We start from the raw sequence: 3,153 nt of genomic DNA, 5'->3' as shown, positions 1-3,153 counted from the left end.
GTGTCAGTCGACAGCGATGCTGCCTGACACACTGCATTCGCGAGCAAGCCCGCTCCCACAGGGATTTGGGTGTTCTCCAATATAGAGAACACCCTCAGCGCATCACACGCGCTCAATCGCCAGGGCCAGGCCCTGACCGACACCCACACACATGGTCGCCAGGCCTTTCTTGCCACCGGTCTTTTCAAGCTGATGCAGCGCCGTCAGCACCAGGCGCGCACCGCTCATGCCCAGCGGATGGCCCAGGGCGATGGCGCCACCGTTCGGGTTGACCTGCGGCGCGTCGTCAGCGATGCCCAGTTCACGCAGCACGGCCAGGCCCTGGCTGGCGAAGGCTTCGTTGAGTTCGATCACGTCGAAATCGCTGACAGCCACACCCAGGCGTTCGGTCAGCTTGCGCACGGCTGGCACGGGACCAATGCCCATGACGCGCGGTGCAACACCGGCGCTGGACATGCCCAGCACTTTCGCGCGAGCGGTCAGGCCGTGCTTCTTCACCGCTTCAGCCGAAGCCAGGATCAACGCCGCCGCACCATCGTTCACACCGGAAGCGTTGCCGGCGGTGACGGTCTTGTCAGGGCCGTTGACTGGCTTGAGCTTGGTCAGGGCTTCCAGGGTGGTGTCGGCGCGAGGATGTTCGTCCTGGCTGACCACGGTTTCACCCTTTTTATGGGCAATGCGCACTTCAACGATTTCTTCGGCGAAGAAGCCGGCGGCCTGGGCCACGGCGGTGCGCTGCTGACTGCGCAGGGCGAAGGCGTCCTGGTCGGCGCGGGAGACCTTGTAGTCGTCGGCCACGTTGTCGGCGGTCTGCGGCATCGCGTCCACGCCGTACTGGGCTTTCATCAGCGGGTTGATGAAACGCCAGCCGATGGTGGTGTCTTCCAGCTTCATGTTGCGCGAGAACGAGGCATCGGCCTTGCCCATCACGAACGGTGCGCGAGACATCGACTCGACGCCGCCGGCGATCGCCAGTTCCATTTCGCCGCTGGCGATGGCGCGGAAGGCGGTACCGATCGCATCCATGCCCGAAGCGCAGAGACGGTTGAGGGTCACGCCCGGAATGGTTTCCGGCAGGCCCGCCAGCAGCAGCGCCATACGGGCCACGTTGCGGTTATCTTCACCGGCCTGGTTGGCGCAGCCGAGGAACACCTCGTCCACTGCCGTCCAGTCCACCGACGGATTGCGTTCCATCAAAGCCTTGATCGGCACGGCAGCCAGGTCGTCGGCGCGGACCGCCGACAGGCCACCGCCGAAACGGCCGATGGGGGTGCGAATCGCGTCGCAGATATAAACCTCGCGCATCACGCTTCTCCAGGTGCTTGGCCGTGGGCCGCGGCGGTACGGGCTTCCAGGTCGCGCAGCGCGGTCAGCTCGACGTCGGTCGGCTCGGCGGTGACTTCGACGCTGTCGGCGAAACGGATCGGCCAGCCGGTGGCGGCGGTCACTTGCTCGCGGGTCACGCCCGGATGCAGTGCGGTAACCACGAATTCATTGGTGCCGGCTTCCGGCTCCATGATGCACAGGTCGGTAATGATCCCCACCGGACCTGCGCCTGGCAGACCGAGGCGCTTGCGCGAGTCGCCGCCTTCGCCGTGGCCGACCGAGGTGATGAAGTCCAGCTTGTCGACGAACGAACGCGCCGACTGCTTGAGGATGATCAGCACGCTCTTGGCAGAACCGGCGATCTCCGGTGCACCGCCGGCGCCCGGCAGACGGACTTTCGGAGAGTGGTAATCACCGACCACGGTGGTGTTGATGTTGCCGAAACGGTCGACCTGGGCCGCGCCGAGGAAACCGACGTCGATGCGACCGCCCTGCAGCCAGTAGCGGAAGATTTCGCCGGTCGGCACCACGGTGTCGGCGGTTTCCGCCAGCTCACCGTCACCGATCGACAGTGGCAACACGCTCGGCTTGGCGCCGATCGGGCCCGATTCGTAGATCAGCACCACGTCGGGCGAGGAAGTCAGGCGCGCCAGATTGGCCGCTTTCGATGGCAGGCCGATGCCCACGAAGCATACCGAGCCGTTCTTCAGGCGACGGGCAGCGGCGACGGTCATCATTTCATTGGTGGTGTAAGTCATTACTTCGCCTCCGAAGCGGCGGCCAGTTTGGCCTTGAACTCGCTGAAGTCAGCGCTGCCATGGATGTATTCATTGATCCACGCGGTGAAGGTTTCACGGTCGCGGGCAATCGGGTCCCAGGCCTGGTAGAAACGGTTGTCACGCTCGTTGTAACCGTGGGCGTAGGACGGATGCGCGCCGCCCGGTACGTGGCAGACCGCGCTCAGGGCCCAGGTCGGCAGGACGCAGGAGTTCATCGGCGCCTTGAGGTCGTCGACGATTTCTTCAACGGTGACGATGCAACGCTTGGCAGCCAGCGCGGCTTCTTTTTGCACGCCGAGGATGCCCCACAGCAGCACATTGCCCTTGCGGTCGGCTTTCTGCGCGTGAATCACGGTGACGTCCGGGCGCACCGAAGGCACGGCGGCCAGCACTTCGCCGGTGAACGGGCAGGTGACGGATTTGATCAGCGGGTTGACCTTCGGCAGGTCGGAACCGGCGTAGGCGCGCAGGACTGCGAATGGCAGGCCGGAAGCGCCGGCGACGTAGGCGTTGGCCAGGTCGGCATGGCTGTGTTCTTCGATTTCCATGGCGTGCGGCCACTGCTTCTCGACGGCGTCACGCAGACGGTGCAGGGAACCAACGCCCGGGTTGCCGCCCCAGGAGAAAATCAGCTTGCGAGCACAACCGGCACCGATCAACTGGTCGTAGATCAGGTCAGGCGTCATCCGTACCAGGGTCAGGTCTTTCTTGCCCTGACGAATGATTTCGTGACCCGCCGCCGTCGGGATCAGGTGAGTGAAGCCTTCGAGCGCAACGGTATCGCCGTCGTTCACGAATTGCTTCACCGCGTCGTGCAGCGAAAGAATCTCAGCCATTGGGGCAGGCTCCCATTTGTTGTTAACCGACAGTGGAAAAAGGCGCCGATGCGCAGCGCCGCAGTCACTGAAGATTAAGCCTGTGAAAAACCTTGAACAATCCGATAATCGACTAAATGTTCGATTATCGAACACATTGTTATGTGGCTATCGATCCATTGAAAAGCTTCGCGGGCAAGCCTCGCTCCTACAGAAACGTCGTCGAACCTGTA

Annotated in this window: 3 protein-coding genes; all 3 read right to left on the bottom strand. The window is 63.4% G+C overall.

Going from position 1 to position 3,153, the window contains the following annotated elements:
• Window positions 1-102 precede the first annotated feature (102 nt).
• From pcaF to ACW9JE_RS29850, 3 genes are read right to left on the bottom strand one after another with little or no spacing between them, the layout of a single operon-like run.
• Window positions 103-1,308: a 3-oxoadipyl-CoA thiolase gene (gene pcaF, locus ACW9JE_RS29860; protein WP_457434804.1), complete on the bottom strand. Its 1,206-nt coding sequence runs from the start codon at window positions 1,306-1,308 to the stop codon at window positions 103-105.
• Window positions 1,305-2,084 (bottom strand): CoA-transferase subunit beta, encoded by a 780-nt coding sequence (locus tag ACW9JE_RS29855; RefSeq protein ID WP_457434803.1) that lies wholly within the window; start codon window positions 2,082-2,084, stop codon window positions 1,305-1,307. Before ACW9JE_RS29855 ends, pcaF begins: the two co-directional genes overlap by 4 nt.
• Window positions 2,084-2,941: a CoA transferase subunit A gene (locus ACW9JE_RS29850; protein WP_224536969.1), complete on the bottom strand. Its 858-nt coding sequence runs from the start codon at window positions 2,939-2,941 to the stop codon at window positions 2,084-2,086. The genes ACW9JE_RS29855 and ACW9JE_RS29850 overlap by 1 nt, the downstream gene beginning before the upstream one ends.
• Window positions 2,942-3,153 lie beyond the last annotated feature (212 nt).

It is taken from the genome of Pseudomonas sp. SDO55104_S430, from assembly GCF_054070595.1.
The sequence above is the reverse complement of the archived record's forward strand: the minus strand, read 5'-3'. Positions and strand labels throughout refer to the sequence as shown.

What these genes read in the sequence shown, in the direction of transcription:
- ACW9JE_RS29850 (WP_224536969.1), bottom strand. Translation starts at nt 2,941, where the DNA reads ATGGCTGAGATTCTTTCGCTGCACGACGCGGTGAAGCAATTCGTGAAC.
- ACW9JE_RS29855 (WP_457434803.1), bottom strand. Translation starts at nt 2,084, where the DNA reads ATGACTTACACCACCAATGAAATGATGACCGTCGCCGCTGCCCGTCGC.